Origin of the sequence: Bacillus sp. FSL K6-2865, assembly GCF_040311405.1 — a bacterium.
GTDB classification, from domain to species: Bacteria; Bacillota; Bacilli; order Bacillales; family Bacillaceae; genus Bacillus; species Bacillus velezensis.
On record NZ_CP152036.1, the window covers coordinates 1,781,070 to 1,807,913 of the forward strand.

Consider the following 26,844-nt stretch of genomic DNA (forward strand, 5'->3'; position numbering starts at 1 on the left):
GAGAGGAGTGGGAAGGAATGATATCGGAAAAAATCAATATCTCACTGGATCATCCCATCATGAAGGGCCATATGGTCTTTGGTGAAGCGGTATTGCCCGGTCTTGCTTATATCGATTTGATTTATCAGGTTTTTCAGGAACACGGTTATGTATACAATGAGCTCGAATTGAAGCACGTTACGATTTATCAGCCTTTAACCGTCAGTGAAACGGCTGCAATCATTCTGACCATTCAATGTTCTGATAGCGGAGATGGAAAGTGGCTCATCTCCCTTTCAGGGCAGAAACAGCAAGGTGACGAGCTGTCAGACAATATACAATATGCGACGGCTGAAATGGTGAAAAGAGACGCTGTGACATTTGACGAAACCATTGATTTCGGCGATGTGAAGCAGTCAGGCAGATCTCTGAATCTTGATGACATGTATAACCGCTGTCTGGATCATGACTTGGTTCATTCCGGCATGATGAAATCGAACGGACGATTGTACGAAACAGAAGGCGGCATGCTGGCTGAGCTTTCTTGCGAAGAAGGAAAAGATTTCTTTTTATTCCATCCGGCCCTTTTGGATGCGAGCGGAATCGGGGCGAGCGGTTTGCTTTCTGAAACAAACCGGCTTCATCTGCCTTTATATTATGAATCGTTCACGGCCGCCGACAGGCTCCAATCAGAGTGCACGGCGCGTATCGCCGCTTCCGGCGTCCGTCAGGAAAAAGAACTCACAACGATGACGATCGAGTACTTCAGCCGATCCGGACAAAAGGTGGCGGAGCTGAAAAACATTACGGGAAAAGCGGTTCGGCTCGAAGAAGACGCGAATACAGCCGAACAGAATCAACAGGCTGCAACTGAGCCGGAAAGCGCAGATGAAAAAGACATCATTCTGTTTTTAAAGAAGCTTTTGGCTGATAAGCTTGGGCAGCCTTGGGAGACGCTGGACGTTCTTGCAGGATACTACGAGCTTGGGCTGGATTCATCTTCTTTGCTTGAGATTGTACAGGATATCAGTAAAAAGACGGGTGCGGACCTCGCGCCCACTCTTCTCTTTGAATATACAAATATAAAAGAACTCGCAGCCTTTTTGAAAAAGACCGTTTCATTTGAATGTGCGGAACGTGCAGCCGAACCATCACGGTCTGAAGCTGAAGCACCGGACGCGCCAGAACATCATAAAAACACCGGAGACATCGCGATTGTCGGAATGGCCGGCCGCTATCCGAAAGCGAAAAGTGTGGCGGAGTTTTGGGAAAACCTGAAGGCAGGCACGGATTGCATCACTGAAGTTCCGAAGTCCCGCTGGGATTGGAAAACATATCAAAACGTAACGTCCCCTTCAGGAAAAACAGTATCAAAATGGGGCGGTTTCATTGACGATGCCGCCTGCTTCGATCCGCAGTTTTTCAGAATCTCACCGCGTGAGGCGGAAACGATGGACCCGCAGGAGCGCCTGTTTTTAGAAACATGCTGGGAAACGATTGAAGATGCGGGGTATACGCCTGAAACGCTGGGAAATAAAGGGGAAAAACAGCATCCGATCGGCGTATTTGCAGGGGTGATGCATAAAGATTATTCCTTAATCGGCGCAGAACAATTATCTGAAACTGATCCTTTTCCGGTTTCACTGAATTATGCGCAGATCGCCAACAGAGTGTCCTATTATTGTGACTTCCACGGGCCGAGCATCGCGGTGGATACCGTTTGTTCCTCATCATTGACCGCCGTCCATCTGGCCATTGAAAGCATCCGCCGCGGCGAATGTGAAGCCGCGCTTGCGGGAGGGGTGAACTTGTCGCTGCACCCGGCGAAATATCTCAGCTACGGAAGCGTGGGCATGCACTCAAGTGACGGCCGCTGCCGTACATTCGGCGAGGGCGGGGACGGCTACGTTTCCGGAGAAGGAGTCGGTGCGGTCTTGCTCAAGCCGCTGGAAAAAGCCGAACAAGACGGCGACCGCATTTACGCGGTCATTAAAGGAAGCGCCGTTAACCACGTCGGAAAAGTAAGCGGAATTACCGTCCCGAGTCCTGCTGCACAGGCAGAAGTCATTAAGGCCTGTCTGAAAAAAGCAGGTATCAGCCCGCGGACCGTCAGTTATGTGGAAGCCCATGGCACGGGTACTTCGTTAGGAGACCCGATTGAAATTGAAGGTCTGTCAAAAGCGTTCAGTCAAGGGACGCAGGATCAGCAATTTTGTTCCATCGGTTCGGTCAAATCAAATATCGGCCACGCAGAATCAGCGGCGGGGATCAGCGGGTTAACAAAAGCGGCGCTGCAGCTTCATCACAAAACGCTTGTCAAATCACTGCATTCTGCGGAATTAAATCCTTACCTGAAATTTGAGGAATCTCCTTTTTACGTACAGCAGCAGACTGCTCCGTGGAAGCAGCCGGCAGCCGAAGAAAACGGTAAAGTCACACATTATCCGCGCAGGGCCGGGCTCAGTTCCTTCGGTGCATCAGGTTCGAATGCCCATATCATTTTAGAAGAATACATTCAGCCTGAACAAAAAGCGCCTGCACCTGAGAACGATGCAGCAAAACTCATCCCGCTGTCAGCAAGAAATAAAGACAGGCTTCTGGCCTATGCGGAAAAACTAGCCCGATCGCTTTCAGAAAAGACGGTGCTGTCTGAACTGGCTTATACTCTTCAGACAGGACGTGAAGCAATGGAGGAAAGAGCTGTCTTCCTTGTAAATGACACCCGCGACTTGAAAGAAAAGCTGAATGATTTCGTAAAAGGAAACGAAAACATCCCCGGTCTTTGGCGCGGACAAGCCGAGCTGCCGGAACTGAGCGAAGCCGCTCCCGAGACGGACGATCCGAAACGGCTTGCCGAGGTATGGGCAGAAGGGAAAACAGTAGATTGGAATAAGCTGTACGGTTCGGATAAACCGCGTAAAACAAGCGTTCCGACTTATCCGTTTGCAAAAGAACGCTATTGGATTCCGAAGCAGAAAAAACAGGAGAAAAGCCCGTCAGGCACAGTGCTGCATCCGCTTTTACAAGAAAATACGTCAGATTTTTCGCAGCAGCGCTTCACGTCTCTTTTTACGGGAGATGAATTTTTCCTATCTGACCATGTCGTCAACGGACAAAAAATACTGCCGGGCGTCGCCTATTTGGAAATGGCCGCAGAGGCGGTCAAAAAGGCTGCTGCCGTGACGGAAAAAGACCATAGCGTCACACTCAGACAGGTTGTTTGGGTCCGGCCGGTCATGATTGAAGACAAACCGAAGGAAATACATATTGCCCTTTACCCAGAAGATAATGGTGAGATTACCTATGAAATATACAGTGAGGCAGAAAACGGCGAAGATCCGGTTATTCACAGCCAGGGTGAAGCGGTCATTACCGAACCGGGAAGCGCCCAGATTGATATCGAGTCTGTCAAAACTTCCTGCAATTTAGGAATCGTGACTGCGGAAGAATGTTACGGTGCTTTTGAGAAGATCGGTCTGGATTACGGAGAGGCATACAGGGGCGTACAGCAATTGCTGATCGGAGAAGACCGATTATTGGCCCGTATTTCACTCCCAGCAGCCGTACATGACAAAAAAGAACAGTATACGCTTCACCCGAGTATGATGGACGCCGCTTTTCACGCTTCCGTCGGTCTGCTTGTCCGATCGATACATGATGATGCAGACAGCCACGAGCTTTCTTTGCCGTTTGCGATGCAGGAAGTGGAAGTGTTCGGACCGTGTCCTGAACATATCTGGTCATATATCCGGTACACAGAAGGCAGCAAAGCAGATGACAACGTAAGAAAATTTGACATTGATATGTGCGATGATGCCGGTACAGTTTATGTCCGGATGAAAGGCGCGTCTGTCCGGGCGCTTGACACAAGCCAAACAGCGGGCGGAGAAACCTCGGAGGCGCCTGTCGGCCATACGATGCTGATTCCGGCTTGGGAGCCTGTTGCGCTTGAAAAAGCCGGGGAAGCAGCGGCGGATAAGCAGACGGCAGTATTCGGAGGAACGGATTCGAGACATACGCGCATAAAAGAACACCTGCCGAACGCTTCCTATTATCCGATCAGAGGTACGGATGATATCACATCTCTTACGCACATGCTTGAAGGACAAAAAGAACTGGAGCAAATCATTTGGCTTGCTCCGCAGGCTGAGAGTGCGGACAGCCTCAAAGAACAGGAAAGAAACGTTCTTCATGTGTTCAAGCTGATGAAAGCATTACTTGCCTTAGGGTACGGAGAAAAACGTTTGGACTGGTGCATCGTCACAGCAAATGCCCAGCCGTTTTCGGATCAAGACAGCGCCGACCCGTCACAAGCCGCAGTCAGCGGACTTGCCGGAACAATGGCGAAAGAATATCCGCATTGGCATATCCGCATGATTGACACAGAAACGGACGGCAGCTGGCCGATCGAAGAGGCGCTCAGTCTTTCTGCCGGGAAAAACGGTCAAATTTGGGCGTACCGCAATCAGCAGCTGTTTGAGCGGCAGCTGATACCGCTTGACAATATGCCGAAAAACGGCACGCTGTACCAAACAGGCGGGGTTTATGCCGTGATCGGAGGCGCGGGGTATCTTGGCGAGGCATGGAGTGAATACATGATCCGCCGCTACAAAGCACGCATCATTTGGATCGGAAGAAGCACACTGAATGATTCCATACAGGCGAAACTCGACCGGCTCAGCGCATTCGGCCCGGCGCCTGAATATGTTTCCGCCGATGCCGCCGACAGTGCTTCCTTAGAGCGGGCTTATCAGTTCATAAAAGAGCGCCACACAAAAATGAACGGAATCATCCACTCGGCAATGGATCTGTCTGAGCAAAGCTTAAATAATATGAAGACAGAAGAGTTCAAATCGGTGCTGCGGGCAAAAGCCGATGTAAGTGTGTCCATGGCGGAGGTATTTGGACGGGAGCCGCTTGACTTTGCGCTCTTCTTCTCCTCGCTTGTGGCATTTATCCATAACGTGAAACAAAGCCATTATGCCGCGGGATGCGCTTTCAGTGACGCATTTGCGAAAGAACTTGATCAGACATGGAATTGTCCGGTCAAAGTGATGAATTGGGGCTATTGGGGCAACAGCGAAGCGGCTGAAGACGGTGATTTTATTCAGCTGATGGATCAGATCGGATTGGGATTGATCGAACCGGACGCTGCAATGGAGGCGCTTGAAACCCTTATGACGCTGCCGGTTGATCAGGCGGCTTTCATTCATACGACAAAACCGGTCGCAGTCGAAGGGATGAGTGAAAGAGAAAAGATTTCCGTTTATCCGCCTCAGCCGCTTGTCTTTTCACAACAGCCGAAGGTCGCTCCGCCCGGCGCACGTCTTGTTAGAGAGGCTGAACATCAGGAGCTCGATGATTATCTGTATCAGCTGTTGATCGCCCAGCTTAAAGAAGCAGACTTGCTGACGCCGCAAAGCCTTAAAGCGTATGAGCCCGAACATGAATACTTTAAAAAATGGCTCAATCAAACGATCGCTTTCCTTCTGGAACATGGCTATCTGGAAGGGAATGCGGATTCATATAAACTGTCGGCGCGAGCCGAAAACACAACCGCCGCGCTATGGCAAAAATGGGAGCGGGAAAAAGAGGAATGGCTCAATAACGCCGATACAAAAGCGATGACTGTTTTAGCCGAGACGATGCTTAAAGCACTGCCGGACATTCTGCGTGAAGACGTGCCGGCGACAGACATCATGTTCCCGCACTCTTCAATGGAACTTGTTGAAGGAATTTATAAGCACAATCAAGTCGCGGATTACTTTAACAGCGCCCTGTCAGATACATTAACGGCTTATGTGAAAGAAAACATCAGCAAACATTCAAAAGCCGAGATCCGCATACTGGAAATCGGAGCGGGCACAGGCGGCACAAGCGCAGGCATATTTGAAAAGCTTAGGCCGTATCAAAACCATATAAAAGAATACTGTTACACCGATGTATCGAAAGCTTTTCTCGTGCATGCGGAGACGGAATACGGCAAACGGAATCCTTATCTGACGTATAAGCTTTTTAACGCAGAAGCGCCGCTTGCCGGCCAGGACATAGAGCCGGGCGCATACGACATCGTCGTTGCGGCCAATGTGCTCCACGCGACGAAAGACATCCGACAGACGCTGAGAAACGCCAAAGCCGTTTTAAAAGACAACGGTTTGCTGCTCTTAAATGAAATGGCGGGAAACAGCCTGTTCCCGCATATTACTTTCGGACTGCTTGAAGGCTGGTGGCTGCATGAAGATTCTGCCCTTCGTATTCCGGGGTGCCCGGGCTTGTATCCGGAAAGCTGGAAGCGCGTGTTAGAAAGTGAAGGCTGGCATTCTGTCTTCTTCCCGGCAGAAGCGGCACATGAATTAAGCCATCAGATTATAGCGGCAAAAAGCAACGGCATTGTTCGCCAAAAAACGCTTAAAGCAGGGGCTGGAAAACGGACCTCTCCGCCAAAAGCAGCACATGCGCCGGAACTTCAGGCGCAAACAACGGTGCAAAAAGGCGACACGTCTTTAACAGAAAAAAGCACCGAGTACTTGAAAACGTTAATCGGAGAAACATTAAAAATTCCGCCGGCTCAAATTGATCCGAAAGCGCCGCTTGAAAAATACGGAATTGATTCTATCGTCGTCGTACAGCTGACAAACGCGTTACGAAATGTATTGGACCAAGTCAGCAGCACTTTATTTTTTGAATATCAGACGATTGAGGCGCTCGTCGCTCACTTAATCAAAACGAAAAAAGACGCGATGATCAAACTGACGGGACAAACGCCTGTTCAGGAAGAACGGAAGGCATCACCAAAACCTCAGGCTGTACAGCCTGCTAAGCCGCTTCACACTGGCTGGCGGCGGAGGGAAAAACGGGCAGCCAAAGAGACCGTCCGGCAAAGTTCGGTTCGCGACGTGGCCATCATCGGTGTTTCAGGACGCTACCCGCAGGCAAAAACAGCGGCTGAGCTTTGGGCTAATATTAAAAAAGGAAAAAACTGCATAGAAGAAATCCCGCGGGAACGCTGGAACTGGCAGGATTACTACGATGAAGAGAAAGGTAAAGAAGGCTCTATTTATACGAAATGGGGCGGCTTCATTGAGGATATGGACAAGTTTGATCCGCTGTTCTTTCAGATTTCTCCTTTGGAAGCGGAGCGAATGGACCCGCAGGAGCGATTATTTTTAGAAACGGCGTATGCGAGTATCGAGGATGCCGGCTATACGCCTGACAACCTGTGCCAGAGCAGAAAAATCGGTGTTTTTGCCGGCGCGATGAACAAAAACTACCCGACAGGCTACGGCTATTGGTCCATTGCCAACAGGGTATCTTACCTTTTTGATTTCCAAGGGCCGAGCATTGCCGTTGATACAGCCTGCTCCTCTTCTTTGACGGCCATTCATCTGGCGCTTGAGAGCATATACAGCGGTTCAAGCGAATGTGCGATTGCCGGGGGCGTAAACATAGTGACCGACCCGATCCATTATATGAATCTGTCAGTCATGAACATGCTTTCCGCAGGCGACACGTGCAAATCGTTCGGAGACCGCGCGGATGGTTTTGTCGACGGAGAAGGGGTAGGAGCGGTCGTATTAAAGCCGTTGGACCGAGCGATTGCCGACAACGATCACATTTACGGTGTGATTAAAGGAAGCACCATTAACAGCGGAGGCAAAACGAACGGATACACCGTTCCGAATCCGAATGCGCAGGCCGCCTTAATAAAAGAAGCTTTCGAAAGGGCAAACGTCCCGGCGCGCACCGTCAGTTATATTGAAGCCCACGGTACGGGGACCGCATTAGGAGATCCGATTGAAATCGCCGGATTAACGAAAGCATTTGAAGAGGATACAACAGACAAACAGTTTTGCGCCATCGGCTCCGCAAAATCAAATATCGGCCATTGTGAAAGCGCCGCGGGCATTGCGGGTCTGACAAAAATATTATTCCAGCTCAAAGACCGACAAATTGCGCCGTCCCTGCACGCGGATCAGCTGAATCCGAATATTGATTTCGCGTATACGCCGTTTGCCGTTCAGCAGGAGCTCGGTGAGTGGAAACGTCCCGTCATCGGCGGCAAAGAGCTACCGAGAAGGGCGGGGTTAAGCAGTTTTGGCGCGGGAGGAGCAAACGCCCACCTCGTCATAGAAGAATATACGGCAGACAAAGAACCTGATGAGACGCCGGCAGATCAGCCCGCCATCATCGTCCTGTCCGCGAAAAACAGCGAACGGCTCACTGAAAAAGCAAAACAGCTCAGAGACGCCATCCGTGAAAAAAGATACAGCGGCCGCGACCTTATGAGCATAGCCTTTACTCTTCAGACGGGCCGGGTGCCGATGGAAGAGCGTCTCGGTTTTATCGTCCATTCACTTCATGAACTTGAGGAAAAACTGAATGGATTTATCGCCGGACAAAACAGCGCCGGACTGCACCGTGACGGCACGGAAGAAAACAAACGGATGCTTGCCGTATTTTCGGCGGATGATGATATGGAAACAATCATAGACGCTTGGATCAGCAAACGGAAATATTCTAAGCTGCTTGAGCTTTGGGTAAAAGGATTGGACATCGATTGGGCGAAATTATACGGAGACCGTCCTCCGGCCCGCATCAGCCTGCCTGCTTATCCGTTTGCGAAAGAACGCTTCTGGCATCAGCAGCCTGTACAAAGCAAGACCGCGCCCGTTAAGGCGCCGGCTGATGAAAATGATCCGGCGGAACAATTTGAAGTGATGGCTTTTAGAGAAGTTCTTAAAGAACAGGCTCTGCCGGCTGCCGGAGAAAAGCAAGTCAAAACGGTGATTTCTTTCTTATCTGATCAGAAGAAGCAGCAGGAAGCCGTCTCTGTGATCAAATCGTATGACAGTGGCATTGACGTTATTTTTATCGCTCAGGGAGACCGGTATGAGGCTCTGTCCGCCGGCCGCTGCCAAGTGGTGCGGGAAGATCCGCAATCATATGTGAACGCTTTTGCGGATATTCAAAAAGAGTACGGTGAAGCTTCTGCCATTTTGTATTTATGGGCGCTTGAAGATAAAAGCTGCATCGAAGATTATTCATGTATCGTCCATATTCTCAAAGCAATGGCTGAGACCGGTCTGCAGCCGGAAAGGCTGTTATTGGCGGGGGAATATGCATCCGGTCTGGAAAGGTGCTACTTGGAATCATGGATCGGCTTTGAGCGTTCGCTCGGCATTGTTCTCCCGAAAACAAGTGTTACCGGCCACTTCAGAAAAGCCGGTGCGGCCATAACGGACTGGATGAGGACCATTTGGGACGAGCTGAAAGCTGAAACAGACCAAACCGTTTTCTTGGAAGAGGGAAAACGATATGTCTATCACACCGAACCAACCGGACTAACGAAAGAAAACAGCAGGATCAGAACCGGCGGAACATATCTCATTACAGGCGGATTAGGAGGGCTCGGCTACTTATTTGCCCGCCATCTCGCCCGGAACTACCAGGCAAATGTCATTCTCACGGGGCGGTCGCCGATCAATGAAGAAAAGAAAGGAAAAATGAAAGACCTGGAAAATCTCGGCGCGGGTGTTCTTTACGCCGAAGCCGATGTTTGTGATCCGATCGGAATGGGCGACTGCATCAAGCGCGCGAAAGAACGATTCGGAGCCATTCACGGCGTCATTCATGCGGCGGGCATCGAAAGCAGAACATCCGTCTTTGAAAATGAAATCGGGAATTTCCGCAGTACGCTTGAACCGAAAATAAACGGAAGCCTGCTTCTTGACGAGTGGCTGAAAAACGAAACGCCTGATTTCATCTGCTACTTTTCATCCACATCGGCTGTTTTAGGAGATTTCGGCTGCTGTGATTACGCGGTCGCGAACAGGTTCCAAATGGCGTATGCCCGCTATAAAAACGAACAATCAGAAAGCGGAAACGCTTTTGTCATCAACTGGCCGGTCTGGAAAAACGGCGGAATGGCCGTCGGCGGTGAAGAGACGACGGGCATGTACCTGAAATCAAGCGGCCAGCGCCTGTTAGAAACAGATGAAGGCATTGAGCTGTTTGAGCGCGTTATTTCTCAAGACAACACCCAGTGCCTTATCATTGCCGGTAAAAGAAGCCGTGCCGAACGATTTTTAGGCATACGGCGGGACGATTCATCAAAACCGGAAGCGCTTTTGGAAACCGTGAGCCGCCGCATTCCGGAAGAAAGCACGGAAAAACGGCTCGAAGCGGATTTGAAAGAGCAGATACACAGTCTGCTGAAAATATCCAAAGATAAACTCGTCCTGCATAAAAACTGGGCGGAATTCGGATTTGATTCCATCTATTTAGCCAAATTTGCCGCTCTTTTGACGAGTCATTACGGCATTGAAGTCACTCCGGCGTTATTTTACAGCTATGCCACGCTCGGAGACGTCATCAGCTATTACTTGACAGAACACAAAGAAACGATCGAAACGTTTTACAGAACGGAAGAAACCGAAACAGAAGCCGCCGCTCCGGAAAGCAAGGAGTATACGGATCAGGAGATCATCGCCATGATGAAACAGGTCTCTGAGGGGACATTAGATTTTAAAAGAGTGCAAGACATCATAGAAGGGAGTAAGACCTATGAATCATAAAGAACTTCTCGATGCCTACAGATCAGGAACGCTCACCATCGCTGAAGTAGAACAAAAGCTTCAGGCTTTCAAGCGGACAACTGCAAAACGTCCGCTTTCTGAAGGCCAGAAAGGTTTGTGGATGCTTCAGAAAATGTTTCCGGAGATGAGCGCATATAACATTCCGTTATGCTTTCGTTTTCAAAAGCTGGATATCGAGACATTCAAAAACGCCCTTTTGTCCGTGCAGCGCCAGCACCCTATTTTGACCAGTGTGATAAAAGAGGAAAACGGCCTTCCGTATCAGATAGAAGATACGGATCGGCATTTTCCGATTGAAGAAATGGATCTTTCTGAATTAAGCGGGCGTGATGCGCTTACGTTTATTAAAGAAAAAGCAAAAGAACCGTTCTCGCTTGAAACCGGGCCGCTCCTGCGTGTTCAAGTATTCCGGCGGGCGAAGCGGGAGCCGATTGTGTTAATCACCATTCACCATATCATTTTTGACGGCGTCTCTCTTATGACGTTTATGTCGGCGCTGCTGGACGCTTATGTAAAAGCAAGCGAAGGCAAAGAACCTGTCATGCTTCAGCAGGCCGCAGATTATCATGACTTTGTGAAATGGGAAAAAGAGCTGCTGGAAAGCGAAGCGGGAAAAACGCATCTCTCTTATTGGAAAAAGCAGCTGGAAGGACCGCTGCCGGTGCTTGAGCTTCCGTCGGATTATCCGAGATCATCGGTTCAAACTTGCAAAGGGCAGGCGTATCAGCGCTTGCTTCCTGATGAACTGAACCGGCAGATTAAAGTTTGCGCCCAAAAAAATAATGTCAATGAATCCGTTGTGTATCTCGCTATTTTCAAAGGACTGCTCTATCAATATACGAATCAGGAAGATGTCATCGTCGGCATGCCGACGATGGGGCGTTCTGAGGCTCAATTTGAGTCTGTCATCGGATACTTTATTAATATGATCGCGGTCAGAAGCAGGGAGACGGGCGTCAAATCTTTTACGTCGTTTTTGAAGGAGCTGCAGCTGACACTGGCAGAAGGGCTGGACCATGCCGCGTATCCGTTTCCCGCGCTTGTCAAAGAATTGAAGACGGAACGCTCGCCCGCGGTGTCGCCTGTTTTTCAAACCGCGTTTTTCTATCAAAACTTCTTCCGGACAGAAGGAGCGGAAAAGCTGGCGGAACTATATCAATCACTCGGCATTGAAATGATAGAAGACATTCATCAGGAAGGCGAATTTGAGCTTGCACTTGAAGTCTATAAAAAAGAAACGGGAACCGTCCTGCAATTTCTGTACAACCCGGATGTCTACAGCCCTTCTTTCATCGAACGAATGGCGGAGCATTATATGAAACTGGCAGAAAAGGTGCTTTCTGATCCGGAGATCGCTTTTGAAGCCTGTTCCGGCCTGCTCAATCAAAAACGGGATGAAAGCCGTTCATCCCATCAGCCGAATGAGCGCTGCATTCATGAAGTGTTTGCGGAAAAAGCCGGACGCCACCCTGACAGAGAAGCCGTCACATTCGGTGAAAACAGTCTTACATATCGCGAATTAGATGAACGAAGCACGGCGCTCGCTGTGTACCTGCAAGAAAAGGGCGTCACACCGGAATGCCCGGTCGGCATTTGTACGGAGCGTTCTTTTGAGATGGTCATCGGCATCCTCGCCATTTTAAAAGCGGGAGGCGCGTATGTACCGCTGGACCCGGCTTTTCCAAACGAACGGATGGCCCACGTGTTGACTGACAGCGGCGTGTCAATCGTATTAACGCAGGAAAAGACGCGCGGCATGATTGAACAGCTGGCCATCGGCGGTGTGAGCACGGTGGAAATTGAAAACAGCGGACGTTCTGTCAGCGGGGCTAAACTGACGCCGCGTTCAAAACCGCATCATCTCGCTTATATTCTATATACGTCCGGAAGCACGGGAAAACCGAAAGGCGTCATGGTTGAGCACAGAGCCATCATGAATACGCTGCAGTTTTTGGAAGCTGAGTATCCGGTCGCACAAGAGGATGCCTATCTGTTAAAAACGAATTACGTATTTGACGTTTCGATTTCTGAATTATTCGGCTGGTTTATCGGAAACGGACGGCTTGTCATTTTGCCGCCTGGTGCAGAAAAAAATCCGCAGCTTTGCATGGAATATATCCAAACCCACCAGGTCACGCATCTGAATTTTGCGCCCGCCGTGTTTAATGTATTTCTGGAAACGGTAAAGCGGCATACGGCATTTACAGAAGACGGCCCTGTGAAATATGTGATGGTGGCCGGAGAGGCGTTTCCGAAAGATTTAGTTAAAAAGTCAGTTTCCATCTTCAAACATGCCAGAATTGAAAACATATACGGCCCGACGGAAACATCCATTTATGCCGCTTACTACAGCTGCGGCCAAAAGGAAATCACAAGCAGGAATACGCCGATCGGGAAACCGATTCACAATACGCGGCTTTATATCGTTGATGAAAAGCTCAGCCCCGTCCCTGACGGTGTGGCCGGGGAGCTTTGCGTGGCCGGCGCCGGTCTGGCCAGAGGCTATTACAATCAGCCTGAGCTGACGGCGGCATCATTTATTGATAATCCGTTTAGTGAAGGAGAAAAACTTTACAAGACAGGTGATTTGGCCAGATGGCTGCCTGACGGAAATATAGAATATGCCGGCCGGATTGACAGTCAGGTGAAAATCCGCGGCTTCCGCATCGAATTGGGAGCGATTGAAACGAAATTGAGCGAACATCCGGATATCCTTGACCAGGCGGTTGTGGTTCAGGAAAAGAACGGACATAAAAAGCTGATTGCTTATTATACGGCCCGCTCCGGTCATACGGCAGACGAAAAAGCGCTCCGCAACCATCTTTTATCGAGTCTGCCGGATTATATGGCGCCTGCCCATTTTATCCGCCTGGATGCACTGCCGTTAACACGGAGCGGAAAAGTGAACCGCAAAGACCTAAAACAGCGCAAGGTAATCGTTCACCGGTCTGAAAAGACGGGCAGACTGCCGTTATCAGAAGCGGAAGCGAAAGTGACCGCAATATGGGAAGACCTGCTGAATACGGCGGGCATCAAAATCGAAGACGGCTTTTTCGATGTGGGAGGCGACTCGCTTCTGGCTGTTGCGGCAGCAGAACGCATTAAACAGGAGCTGGAATGCGATTTTACCGTCACCAATTTATTCGAACACTCTACCATTCAGGCGATCAGCCGATTTATTGTTGAAACAAAACAGGCGGCTGAATCAGAGGCGCCCGGCCAAGATGAGAGAGAAAGAGAACAAACACCGCAAAACGGGGTGCCGTCTTACTTTGATGACAGTGTGGCGATAGTGGGGATCTCCTGCCAGTTCCCCGGTGCGAAAAACCATCATGAGTTTTGGAAGCAGTTAAGAGAAGGAAAGGAAAGCGTCCGGTTCTACTCGGAAGAAGAACTTCGGGAAGCCGGCGTGCCTGAAGATTTGATCGAAAATCCCGACTATGTGCCGGCATTATCGACGATAGAAGGAAAAGATCTCTTTGACCCTGAGTTCTTTCACATTTCTCCGAAAGACGCAGAATTTATGGATCCTCAGCTTCGGCTTCTGCTGCTTCATTCTTGGAAAGCCGTCGAGGACGCGGGATATGTATCGAAAGAGATTCCGAAGACAAGCGTTTATATGTCGGCAAGCAATAATTCGTATCGGTCGCTTTTGCCGAAAAAAACGACAGAAGGCCATGAATCTCCCGATGGCTATGTGTCATGGGTGTTAGCGCAGAGCGGCACGATTCCGACGATGGTTTCCCATAAGCTCGGATTAAAAGGACCAAGCTATTTCGTTCATTCCAATTGCTCATCATCATTAGTCGGTCTTTATTCAGCCTACAAAAGCATAACGAGCGGAGAATCGGAATACGCGCTCGTCGGCGGAGCAACTCTGCATGCAGCGACCGGCATCGGCTATGTGCACCAAAACGGATTGAATTTTTCAAGCGACGGGCATGTCAAAGCATTTGACGCTTCAGCCGACGGTATGGCGGGCGGAGAAGGAGCGGCCGTCATTCTGCTGAAAAAGGCGTCACAAGCCGTTCAGGACGGAGATCACATATACGCCATGCTCAGAGGCATCGGTCTGAACAATGACGGAGCGGATAAAGTCGGTTTTTACGCACCGAGTGTAAAAGGTCAGACTGACGTCATCCAGCATGTTTTAGACAGCACGAATATTCACCCGGAGACGATTTCCTATATCGAAGCGCACGGCACTGGAACGACATTGGGTGATCCGATTGAAATGTCCGCGCTGCAGCAAGTGTATAAACGTTACACGGACCGGGAGCAGTATTGCGGGATCGGCTCCGTAAAAACGAATATCGGACATTTGGATACAGCAGCAGGTCTGGCCGGGTGCATCAAAGTCGCCATGAGTTTATATCATCGGGAGCTGGCGCCTACCATTAATTACACGTCACCGAATCCGAATATCAAATTCAGCGGTTCGCCGTTTTATGTGGCGGATAAGAGAAAACCGCTTCCGGAGAGAGACACGCCGCACCGCGCAGCGTTAAGCTCATTCGGACTCGGAGGAACAAACGCACACGCCATTTTTGAACAGTATGAAAACAAAACGATCAGCGGATCAAATGACGGACAGCCGCCTTATATCGTTCCGCTGTCAGCGAGAAATAAGCAGCGTCTTACTGCCTATGCATCTTGTTTATCCGGCTTTCTGGATGAAGCCGAAAACGATGTTTCCTTGCATGATCTGGCATTTACGTATCAGACCGGACGTGAAGCGATGGAAGAGAGAGCCGTTTTTATCAGTCATGATCGTCACGATTTGAAGCGTCAGCTGCAGAATTTCATCAACGGCAATGACCAAAACATCTTACGGGGCGAAAAAGTGAGAAGCAGAGAAGTGTCAGCTCAGGAGATGGAAGAGCTTGCAGCATGTCAGACACGGGATGAAAAGCTGAAAGCACTCGCGGCGCTCTGGCTTGAAGGAGCGCGTGTCGATTGGGGCTTATTGTATCCGGATTCTGCGCCGCAAAGAATCAGTGCGCCGACCTACCCGTTCGCAGAGGAGCGCTTCTGGCCGGAAGAAACGGTGAAGCAAACGGATACCAAACTTTTGCATCCGCTGGTACATCAGAATACATCCGTCTTGCAGGAGCAGCGGTTCAGTTCGGAATTCACGGGAAAAGAGTATTTTATTGCCGAGCATATCATTAAAGGAATGGCGATCGTGCCGGCTGCCGTTACCCTTGAGATGGCACGGGCCGCGGCGGAGAAAAGCATCGGCGGGGCAACAGAGGATTCTCTGGGCCTGCGCTTAAAGAATATTGTATGGGTCCGCCCGGTGGTAGCCGATCAGGAGGCTGTCCGTGTCCATATCGGACTTTATGAAGAAGAGGACGGACAGATTCAATACAGAATGTACGGGGGTAACGATTCTATCGGTGAAGAAGCTCCTCTTTATAATCAGGGCATCGCTGAAATCATCCGGAAGGAACCGGAGGAAGCGGCGGATATTGAGCAGCTGAAGCGCCGATGCACACAGGGAACAATCGAATCTCAAGCGTTTTACAAAGGAATGATCGGTGCTGATTACGGGCCCGGATACAAAGGGGTGCAGCTTGTATACAAAGGCGAAGAGCGGCTGCTTGCTAAATTGAAGCTTCCTGAATCCGTCTCTCATACAAAAGCTGATTATATCCTTCATCCGAGTATGATGGACGGTGCGCTTCAGGCCGCAGAATATTTGCAAAACGTGACGAGAGCGCTGCTTGCAGACAGCGGGGAACCGTTCAAAGCCGCATTGCCGTTTGCTTTAGAGGAGCTGGACGTTCTGAATCCGTGCGCTGATGATATGTGGGTGCACGTCACATTCAGTGCGAACAATAAAGCCGGCGATCCTATCCAAAAAGCCGATATTGATCTATATGACAATAACGGCGGGCTTTGTGTGCGGATGAGAGGTTTCTCAACGCGGATCATGGAAGAAAACGCGGGTGCCGGCGTTTCCGTCAGCCGTACGGACACATTGCTCGCTGAACCGGTCTGGAAAGAGCAGCCGGAACCGGCGGACCACGAGCCAACGTATGAAGAGCATATCATTTTCCTTTGTGAGTACGATGAAGCCGTAAAACAAGCTGTCGAAGCAAAGCTTGAACATGCAAGCGTCATTATCTTGGACGATCGTCCCGCATCTATTGCAGAGCGGTATCATTCTTATGCGGGCCAGCTGTTTGACCATATCAAAACCATAATGAAAAGCAAGCCGAAGGGCCGCGTTCTATTTCAGGCTGTTACGCGGTCAGCAGGCTTACAGCAGGTGTTCTCAGGCATTACCGGCCTCTTCAAAACCGCATGCCTTGAACATTCCAAGCTGATCTGTCAAATGATCGAAGCCGAAGAGAAAGAAAGTGCTGAAGGCATAGCGGAAAAAGCGTCCGAAAACCGTATGCATGCCGAAAGCGTCCATGTGAAATATGAAAACGGCAAGCGCTTTGCCGCTGATTGGGAAGAGATGGATATTTCTCAAGCGGAGCCGGACATTCCGTGGAAAGACGAAGGCGTTTATCTCATTACAGGAGGTGCCGGAGGTTTAGGTCTGATCTTTGCAAAAGAGATCGCAAACCGTACAAAAGACGCCGTCATCATACTAACCGGCCGGTCCGCTCTCAGAGAAAAGCAGATAGACATGCTGGAAACAGTACGTGCTGCCGGCGCTTCTGTTTTCTACGAGCAGACCGATGTCACGGACGAAGCAGAAGTATACCGATTGATCCGCAATATCCGCAAACGGCATGGCAGGCTGGACGGGATTGTTCACAGTGCCGGCATTATAAAAGACAACTACATGGTGAAGAAGACGGCAGAGGAATACCAACACGTTCTCGCTCCGAAAGTGAAGGGCCTTGTGTATCTTGATGAAGCGTCACAACAGGAGAAATTAGATGTCTTTATTGTCTTTTCATCCTTATCAGGTGTGCTTGGAAGCGTCGGCCAGGCTGATTATGCGTCTGCAAATGTCTTTATGGAGATGTATGCCGAGTACCGCCGTTCTTTACAAGCCGCAGGACAAAGATACGGAAAGACGCTTTCTGTCAGCTGGCCGTTATGGAAAGAAGGCGGAATGCAGGCAGGAAAGCAGACGGAAGATATGCTGATGCAGGAGGCGGGAATCGCACCGCTCGGCACAGATGCCGGCATCAAGGCTTTATATCAAGGCTTGATGAGCGGGACAGCCCGGATGACGGTTGTTGAAGGAGATGTGAAACACATGAAAGCAAAACTGTTCCGCAAAGAGAATGGTCATCCGGAAGCAGAGACCGGCGTACGTCATGACATTGATGCTGACAGCCTGCTTGAAAAAGTGAAGCATCTGTTAAAACAGCAGACGGCCTCACTGTTAAAAGTAAACATTGACAAAATTGATCCTCATGAAGAAATGACAAAATACGGGCTAGATTCCATCTCGATGACTGAGTTTACGAACCAGTTAAACAAAACGTACCGGCTTACGTTAACGCCGACGATTTTCTTTGATCATCCGACAATCCATGAATTTGCCGTTCATTTAATCAGTGAATACGAAGAGGAATTTGCCGGACGGTTTGCGGTAAATACAAAAACGGTTCAATCGGCAAGACCGGTAAAAGAGACTCAAATCACGCGCCCGGCCGTTAAGCGACGACGCACTCTGCCTGAGACACTTCCGCAGACAGTGCAGCGGGGCCAAGGGCCGGAACCGATCGCAATCGTAGGCATCAGCGGGATTTTCCCGATGGCAGAAGACATTGAAGCTTTCTGGCAGAACCTGAAAGAAGGCAAAGACTGCATGACCGAGATTCCGAAAGACCGCTGGGACTGGCGGGACTATTACGGGGATCCCGCAAAAGAAGCCAATAAAACAAACGTCAACCAAGGCGGGTTTATTGACGGAATTGCTGAATTTGATCCATTATTTTTCGGGATTTCACCCCGGGAAGCGGAGCAAATGGACCCTCAGCAGCGCCTCTTGCTGACGTACGCGTGGAAAGCGATCGAAGATGCCGGGTATGCGTCAAAGAGTCTCTCAGGCACAAAAACAGGTGTGTTTATCGGGACCGGAAATACCGGCTACGGTTCTCTTTTAGCCAATGCCGATGCGGAGATTGAAGGGTCATCCGCGGCGAATACAAGTCCGTCTGTCGGACCGAACCGTGTCAGCTATACGCTCAATCTGCACGGGCCGAGCGAGCCGATTGATACCGCCTGCTCAAGCTCACTCGTTGCCATACACCATGCCGTTTCTTCAATTGAAGAAGGAACGTGCGACATGGCTTTGGCGGGAGGAATCAATACGATTGTTCTTCCGGATGTGTATATCAGCTTTGATAAAGCGGGCGCGCTGAGTAAAGAAGGAAGATGCAAAACGTTCTCTGATCAGGCTGACGGTTTTGCCCATGGTGAAGGAGCAGGGCTCTTTTTCCTCAAAAAGCTGAAAGCCGCTGAGGCGGATGGGGACCATATTTACGGCGTCATTAAAGGAAGCGCGGTGAATCACGGCGGCCGCGCGGCATCTTTAACAACGCCTAACCCGAAACAACAGGCGGAAGTCATTAAAGCCGCATACAAAAAAGCGGGCATTGATCCGAAAACAGTCTCTTATATCGAAGCGCACGGCACCGGAACAGAACTGGGAGATCCCGTTGAAGTTAACGGACTGAAACAAGCGTTCAGCTCGTTTGCAGACGGAAAAGAGAAAGCGGCCGGCTATTGCGGCTTAGGGTCGGTCAAAACGAATATCGGCCATTTATCCCTTGCCGCGGGAGCAGCGGGCATTATAAAAATTTTGCTGCAGATGAAGCATCGGACACTAGTAAAAAGTCTCCACTGTGAGACGGTAAATCCGTACATTCAGCTTGAAGACAGCCCGTTTTATCTGGTGCGGGAGACAATGGAATGGAAGACGCAGACGGACGAACGCGGAAACGAACAGCCTCGCCGCGCGGGCATCAGCTCATTCGGCATCGGAGGCGTAAATGCCCACGTCGTCATCGAAGAATACATCCCAGAAGACAGAGAGGAAGCAGATGATTTTCATATCGACCCATGTCTTTTCGTTCTGTCCGCCAAAAATGAAAAACGCCTGAAAGAGCAGGCAAAACAGCTGAAACGTGCGCTTACTGAAAAACGGTACGATCAATCCTCCCTCGTTTCTATGGCATATACCCTCCAAATCGGAAGGGACGCCATGGAAGAACGTCTGGCGGTTATTGCCGGATCTGCAGAAGAACTGCAGGAAAAACTGTCACAGTTTATCACTGGAGATAAGCACGCGGACTTGTACAGAGGAAGAATAGACAAAGGCACGCTGCAAATGCTGACGGAAGATGAAGAAATTCAAGAAGCCGTTGAAAAATGGATGGCACGCGGCAAATACGCGAAGCTGCTTGAATTATGGGTCAAAGGGCTGAACGTCGATTGGGCGAAGCTGTATGGAGACCGTCGGCCTAAACGCATGAGCCTGCCATCGTATCCTTTTGCAAAAGACCGCTATTGGGCGTCAAAAAGCACCGGAAAACACGAAAAAACAAGCACTGTATCTGCCGGAAAACAAGACGCGCTTCATCCGCTTCTGCACAGAAATACTTCAAACCTTGCAGAACAGCGGTTCAGTTCAATCTATACAGGAAAAGAATTTTACCTTGCGGACCATGTTGTAAAAGGCGTACCGATTTTACCGGGAGTGGCACATCTTGAAATGGCGCGCGCAGCAATGGAACAGGCATCTGAAGTTCCGGCCGGACAAGGAAGCGTCAAGCTTAAGAATACGGTTTGGGTGCGGCCGATCACCATTGAAGACGAGCCGGTTCATGTCAACATCCGTCTCATTCCTGAAACGGCAAATGACGTTCAATTCGACATTTACAGCGGCCGGGAAACAGATCAGCCGGCCGTTTACAGCCAAGGGGCAGTATCAGTCCGCCCTGACGCCGAGGCACCGGTCATTGATCTCCAAAAGCTGAGATCACAATCCGCCGAGACACCGTTTTCTGCAGATGAAGTGTACGATATGTACCGCAAAATCGGTTTTGATTACGGCCCGGCTTTCCGGGGTGTCAAAGCGATTTATACAGGTGATGATTTCGTATTGGGCAGACTGTCACTTGATGCGGCTTGTGCGGACACGGTACAGGAGTATGTCATGCATCCGGGCTTAATGGACTCTGCATTGCAGGCATCAAGCATATTAACCGGAACAAATGATGAAAAACTGATGCTTCCGTTTGCGGTTCAGGAGCTTGAAGTATTCAGCGCATGCGCTGCCGAGATGTGGGTTTACGCCAGACTTTCTGAAGACCACAAAGCCGGCCAGATTGAAAAACGCGATCTTGATATTTGTGATGAAAACGGCAAGGTTTGCGTAAGGCTGAAAGGTTTGTCATTCAGAACGGCTGAAAAAGAACCTGAGAAAAAAGAAAAAGCTCCGGAAACGCTCATGCTTGAGCCGGTATGGACCCGAAGCGATGAAACCGCCGTTCAAACGGAACCGGTTTTTGCCCGGCATATCGTGTTGCTTTGTGACACAGACGCCGGATTGAAACAAGCCGTTGAAGCCGCGGGAGCTGAATGTATTGAAATGACCTCCCGGCACGGGAAAGCGGCGGCGCGCTTCCGTGATTATACAGGACGGATATTGGAGACGCTGCAAAAACTGCTGAAGGAAGAGACGGATGGAGACGTCCTCATCCAGACGGTTCTCTCTAAAACAGATAAGCATCAGCTGCTCTCAGGCATTTCAGCTTTGTTAAAAACAGCCGGCCTGGAACATAAAAAACTGAAAACCCAGCTGATTGAAATAGAACCGGCGGAAAACGGCAGAATCACAGACATCATCAGAGAAAATAAAACACGGGCTGATGACAGCCATATCAAATATGAAAACGGCATCCGATACAGCGCAGATGTCAAAGAAACGGCCGTGTCCGGCGGCAAAATACGCATTCCGTGGAACGACGGAGGCATTTATCTCATTACCGGAGGAGCCGGGGGCTTAGGCTTTATTTTCGCGAAAGAAATCGCCCGCAAAGTCAAAGAGCCGACACTGGTTTTGACAGGCCGTTCCGCATTAAGCGAGAATCAGCGGATGCAGCTGCAATCGCTTGAATCACTCGGAGCAAAAGCGGAATACAAGCAGGCTGACGTAACAAACGCTCAAACTGCGGCAGACCTGGTCAAAACAATTGAGACGGAATATGGCGGCCTTCACGGTATCATTCATAGCGCGGGTGTGATGAAAGATCAATATATCGCAAAGAAAACAACCGAAGAGTTTTACAGTGTATTGGCTCCTAAAACGGACGGATTTGTCAACCTTGATGAAGCAACCGAGCATTTAGCGCTGGACTTTTTCATCGTTTTCTCATCCATTTCCGGCGTCACCGGGAATGCGGGACAGGCGGATTATGCGGCGGCAAACGCATTTATGGACAGCTATGCGGCATACCGCAACGCACTGGTTACCGCAATGTACCGCCACGGTCACACATTGTCGGTCAATTGGCCGCTGTGGAAAAACGGCGGAATGCAAGTCAATGAAGAAATGGCGAAGCTCACCGAAAAAAGAACCGGCGTAACGCCGATGGGCACTGAGACCGGAATAGAAGCTCTTTACAAAGCATGGAGCACGGGGAAAACAAGCGTGCTCGTCATGGAAGGAAACCGCGCCGTAATGCGGGAAAAGCTGCTTCAAAAGACTCCTGCAGCCGCTTTTGCACCGGTTAAGAAAACGGATGAAACGCCTGCGCCGAAAGACCTGACGGCAAAACTTCAGGAATTGCTGGCAAAAGAGGTTTCCGGGCTTCTGAAAATAAACATTGAAGAAATCGATATCGAATTGGAGTTCAATCAATACGGATTTGATTCCATTACGCTGACGGAATTCGCCAACAAGCTGAATGACACTTATCAGCTTGATCTGACACCGACCGTATTTTTTGAATATGCGACGATTCAAGCCTTGGCGCATCATTTAGCAGAAGACTATCAAACACAATTTGCCGGCAGCACACAGCCGAAAGAAGAAAAACAAAGCAGCGTAACTGATGATGGCGGTATCAGACTGGCAGGGAACAAACGATTTGCAAAAACTGCCGTACAGCCTGTTCAGACTGCGGCTGAACATAAACCTGAACCGATCGCTATTGTCGGCATGAGCGGAGTGTTTCCGAAGGCCGCAAATATTGATGAGTATTGGCGCAACTTAGAAGAAGGAAAAGACTGTATAACAGAGGTGCCGGCGGATCGCTGGGACTGGCGTGAGTATTACGGTGACCCGCTTAATGAAGCCAACAAAACAAATGTAAAGTGGGGCGGATTTATTGACGGAGTTGCGGATTTTGATCCGCTGTTCTTCGGAATTTCACCGCTGGAAGCCGAACAGATGGATCCCCAGCAGCGCTTGTTAATGATGTATGCGTGGAAGGCGATAGAAGATGCGGGATATTCCGCTAAAAGCCTTTCCGGCACGAAAACAGGCCTGTATATCGGCACGGGGAATACCGGATACGGCTCACTGTTTTCCGACCTGGATATCGGCGGTGCGTCAGCCGCGAATATGAGTCCGTCAGCGGGGCCGAACCGCGTCAGCTATATGCTTAATCTGCACGGGCCGAGTGAACCGATCGACACGGCTTGTTCCAGCTCGCTGGTCGCGATTCATCACGCCGTATGCGCCATTGAAAACGGGAACTGCGATATGGCGATCGCCGGCGGCGTGAATACCGTCGTCACACCGCAAGGCCACATCGCTTATGACAAAGCCGGCGCTCTGAGCAAAGAAGGGAAATGTAAAACATTCTCCGACAGGGCGGACGGATTTGCCGTCAGTGAAGGTGCCGGAATTCTGTTTTTGAAAAAGCTGTCAGAAGCGGAAAAAGCGGGCGATCATATCTACGGCGTCATTAAAGGCAGCGCGGTCAATCACGGCGGACGTGCGAACTCCTTGACGACGCCGAATCCGAAAGCCCAGGCGGAAGTCGTCAGAACGGCTTATGACAAAGCAGGCATTGATCCGAGAACAGTCACTTATATTGAAGCGCACGGAACCGGAACGGAGCTTGGCGATCCGGTCGAAATCAACGGCCTGAAATCCGCCTTTCAAAAGCTGTACGAAAAAACAGGCGATCCCGCCGTTTACGCGAGTCACTGCGGTCTGGGATCGGCTAAAACCAATATCGGCCACCTGTCACTGGCAGCCGGTGTCGCGGGTGTGATCAAAGTGCTGATGCAGATGAAGCATAAAACACTTGCAAAAAGCCTCCACAGCGAGGTCATCAACCCGTATATCAAGCTGAAAGACAGTCCGTTTTACATCGTACAGGAAAAAAGAGAATGGACGGCATTGAAAGACGAAAACGGCAATCATCTGCCGCGCCGTGCAGGAATCAGTTCTTTCGGCATCGGCGGCGTAAACGCCCATGTCGTCATTGAAGAATATATCCCGAAGGAAGAAAGAAAAACAGCTGTTTTCACACACCCTCAAATCTTTGTGCTGTCGGCCAAAGAAGAAGAACGTCTGCAGGAACAGGCGCAGCAGCTGGCGCAAGCTTCTTTTACGGATGCGGATCTTGCCGATGTTGCTTACACGCTTCAGCAGGGGCGTGATGCCATGGAAGAAAGAGCGGCCATTATCGCTTCCTCGGCTGAAGAACTGCGGGACAAGCTAAAGAGCTGTGCGAAAGGACGTTATGATATAGCGGGCATTTATAAAGGAAAAGCGGGTAAAACCTCCCTGAAATCCATTCTGGCAGGCGCAAACGGGGAAGCGGATATCGAAGAGCTGATAAGCCGCCGAGAGAATGACAAGCTTGCGGAATTATGGGTGCAGGGCGCGGATATCAAATGGGACGGCTTATATTCTGATATCAAGCCCCAACGGATGAGTCTTCCTGCTTACCCGTTTGCGAAAGAGCGGTACTGGATCACGGACAATCGGCCGAAAGCAGAGAAACCGCAAGCTGTGCCGACGTCGCGGGTGCTGCACCCGCTGCTTCACGAAAATGTATCAGATTTAACAGAGCAGCGGTACCGATCCGAATTTACGGGACAAGAGACGATTTTCACCGATCATCTTATTAAAGGCAAGCCGGTTATGCCGGGCGTTGCCTACTTGGAAATGGCTAGGGCGGCGGTTGCTCAGGCAGTCAAAGGGCAAAAGGAACGTCCTTCTGTCACCCGCCTGAAAAACATCGTTTGGGTTCGGCCGATCGAAGCGGGAAACCGCCCGATTGAAGCGCAAATCAGCCTGAACCCGAGGGAAAACGGTGAAATCGTGTATGACGTTTACACGGATTCACAAACAGAAGCAAGAGGCAGGCAGATACACTGTCAGGGGGCTGCCGGCATTCTCAGCGCCGGGGAGGCTCCGCACCGTGATATAGGCGCACTGAAAGCTCAATGCGGCCTCAGTATACTGACTTCTGAACAGTGTTACAGCTTATTCAGCAAAATCGGCATTGACTACGGTCCCGGACAACAAGGAATTCAGCAGATTCATATCGGAAGCAATCAAGCATTGGCTGAGCTCCGGCTGCCTTCCTTCCTCGAAGAAACGGCAGATCAATACGTTCTTCACCCGTGTATGCTTGATTCAGCTTTGCAAGCGACAATCGGTCTGAAGCTGCACGCAGATGATAACCAGCTGTCACTGCCGTTCGCCCTTGAAGAACTGGACATTTTCAGCCCGTGCACGACAAGCATGTGGGCGTATGTCAGCTCCCGGGGAACGGATGAAAAAATACAGCGTATGGACATTGACTTATGCGATGAGACAGGACGGGTCTGTGTCAGAATTAAAGGGATTTCTTCCAGAATGATGGAAGGCCCCGCGCCGGAAACATCATTAAATGGAGCAAACCTTCTGGCTCCGGTGTGGGATCTCGCGGAATTCCGTGATCAAAGCCCGGCATATAAGACGGAAGAGGTTGTCTTTATCGCGGGGGATGAGGAAAGCGCGGCTTTTCAATTGCATCATCCTTCTGCGAAACGGCTTCATATCAACCCGGAGGATAAAATAGAGGCTGTTGCGGCTGAACTGAAAGCAACAGGGTCTTTCGGGCATATCGTATGGATCGCTCCTTTTCACAGCGCTGATGACATGGTAAAAGCTCAGGATGCGGGCGTCATCCAGATGTACAGAGTGATTAAGGCCATGCTTGCTTTAGGATATGGAGGCAAGCGAATCAGCTTGACTGCAGTCACAATAAAAACACAGTCCGTACAGCCGGCGGACATTATTGATCCGGCTCATGCAGGCATTCACGGGTTGGTCGGCTCGCTCGCAAAAGAGTATCCGAACTGGCAAACAAGGCTGATTGATGCCGGCTGTCCGGAAGATGTTTCAAAGGCGGAGCTGTTCTCAGCGCCGTTTGATGAGCAAGGCAATACTTGGGCGTACCGGAACAATCACTGGTACAAACAGCGCCTCATTCCTGTACAGCAGCCGGTGTCAAGCCGGCCCGCTTACCAAAAAGGCGGCGTTTATGTCGTCATCGGCGGCGCGGGGGGCATCGGCGAGGCATGGAGCGAATATGCCGTGAAAACATATCAGGCGCGAGTCGTTTGGATCGGCAGACGAAAACATAACAGCGCCATTCAGGAAAAAATCGACAGACTCAGCCAATTCGGCCCGGCGCCGATTTATATTGAAGCTGACGCGGCAAATCCGAATGAGCTCACACAGGCGTATGAAACGATCAAACGCACGCACCCGCAAATTAACGGAATCATCCATTCCGCAATTGTTTTAGAGGATCAGAGCCTGGCAAATATGCCGGAAAGCCGTTTGAAAAGCGTGCTCGCTGCGAAAGTCAATGTCAGCGTGAATATGGCCCGCGTGTTCCAAAATGAGCCGCTGGACTTTGCTTTGTTCTTCTCATCTGTTCAATCATTTGCACGAGCGGCCGGACAAAGCAATTATGCTGCCGGATGCAGTTTCAAAGATGCCTTTGCCGCTCATTTGGCTCAAGTTCGGCCGTATTCGGCGGCAGTGATGAATTGGAGCTACTGGGGCAGTGTCGGAATCGTATCATCTGCCGACTATCAAGAACGGATGAAACAGGCGGGAGTCGGATCAATTGAAGCGCCGGAAGCAATGGCGGCGCTTGAACGATTGCTCGGCGGCCCGTTGAATCAGTTCGTCATGATGAAACAGGCGGAAGAGCCGGAGGAAAAACCGGAAGAAATGATAGAAGTATACCCTGAACATCACGGCTCGGCGATGCAAAAACTGCGAAGCTATCAGCCTAAAGTAACAAGACATGTACAACAATTGAGTTAA

General features: G+C 50.2%; 2 protein-coding genes. Both read left to right on the plus strand.

Annotated features, from left to right (window positions below):
- Window positions 1-17 precede the first annotated feature (17 nt).
- Window positions 18-10,553: an SDR family NAD(P)-dependent oxidoreductase gene (locus NYE42_RS08725; RefSeq protein WP_352426905.1), complete on the plus strand. Its 10,536-nt coding sequence runs from the start codon at window positions 18-20 to the stop codon at window positions 10,551-10,553.
- Window positions 10,543-26,844, plus strand: a complete 16,302-nt coding sequence (locus tag NYE42_RS08730; protein ID WP_352426906.1) for an amino acid adenylation domain-containing protein — start codon at window positions 10,543-10,545, stop codon at window positions 26,842-26,844. Before NYE42_RS08725 ends, NYE42_RS08730 begins: the two co-directional genes overlap by 11 nt.

What these genes read in the sequence shown, in the direction of transcription:
- NYE42_RS08725 (WP_352426905.1), top strand. Translation starts at nt 18, where the DNA reads ATGATATCGGAAAAAATCAATATCTCACTGGATCATCCCATCATGAAG.
- NYE42_RS08730 (WP_352426906.1), top strand. Translation starts at nt 10,543, where the DNA reads ATGAATCATAAAGAACTTCTCGATGCCTACAGATCAGGAACGCTCACC.